The organism is Rhodococcus sp. EPR-147 (assembly GCF_001647185.1).
Taxonomy (GTDB): Bacteria; Actinomycetota; Actinomycetes; order Mycobacteriales; family Mycobacteriaceae; genus Rhodococcoides.
Window position 1 is genome coordinate 1 of record NZ_LVCU01000052.1, and the last position, 1173, is coordinate 1173.

The 1173-nt window shown below is 63.2% G+C and carries 1 protein-coding gene; it reads left to right on the top strand.

Features of this window, described 5'->3' with window-relative positions:
- The coding region (locus tag A2J02_RS02245) for a copper amine oxidase (protein ID WP_442971441.1) at positions 1–1173 on the top strand (1173 nt) is incomplete at both ends.

Consider the following 1173-nt stretch of genomic DNA (forward strand, 5'->3'; position numbering starts at 1 on the left):
TGTGCAGCCCAACTTCACCGTCGACGAGTGGGAGGAGGCCGACGCGGCCCTCCGCGCCCACCCCGATGTGATTGCCGCCCTTGCCGATCGCGGTATCACCGATCTGGATCTGGTGTTCATGGACACCTGGACCTACGGCGAGGCGGTGACGCCCGAGAAGTACAAGGGTCGACGCCTCGGCTGGTCCGACACGTGGGTCAAGGCTGCCGAGGGTGCCAATCCCTACGCCGGACCGGTGGGCGGATTCCACTGCGTGATCGACGTGAACACGATGGAATTGCTCGAGATCGAGGACACGTATCGCGTCGAGCGTCCGGAGATCATGGGCGAGTACGTCCCTCGCCATATCCCGGAGCGAATCAGAAACGCGAGTACACGCCCGCCCTTGAAGCGCCTCGAGATCACTCAGTCCGACGGGCCCTCGTTCGAGCTCGACGGCAACCAGTTGACGTGGCAGAACTGGTCGCTGCGGGTCGGCTTCAACTATCGCGAGGGCATGACACTGCACGCCGTCAGCTACAACGACAACGGGAACGTGCGGTCCGTCGCCAATCGAATGTCGTTCGCGGAGATGGTCGTTCCCTATCGCGATCACACCGAGGACCACTACCGCCGCACCGCGTTCGACATCGGCGAGTGGGGTCTCGGTTTCATGACCACCTCGCTCGAGCTGGGCTGCGACTGCCTCGGCGAGATCCGCTATCTCGACGCTGTACTGCACAACAGCAAGGGTGAGCCGTACACGATCACCAACGCGATCTGCATCCACGAGGAAGACAACGCCGTGCTGTGGAAGCACGTCGATCACGACGCCGGAGCCGAGGTGCGGCGGATGCGTCGGCTCACGGTCAGCTTCCATGCCACCGTGGCGAATTACGAGTACCTCGTCTACTGGCGGTTCTATCAGGACGGCAACATCGAGTGCGAGGTCCGCGCGACGGGCATCATGGTGGTCACCCACTTCGACGAGGGCGGCACGCACCCGTCGGGAACGCTGGTCGACAACCGGACCTACGCGCCCTACCACCAGCACTTCCTGGTGGCCCGACTCGATCTGGACATCGACGGCACCGAGAACACCGTCTATGCCAGTGAGACGCAACGCGTTCCGATGGGTCCGGACAATCCTTACGGTCTCGCACTGACTCAGGTCAACACTCCCCTGACCACCGA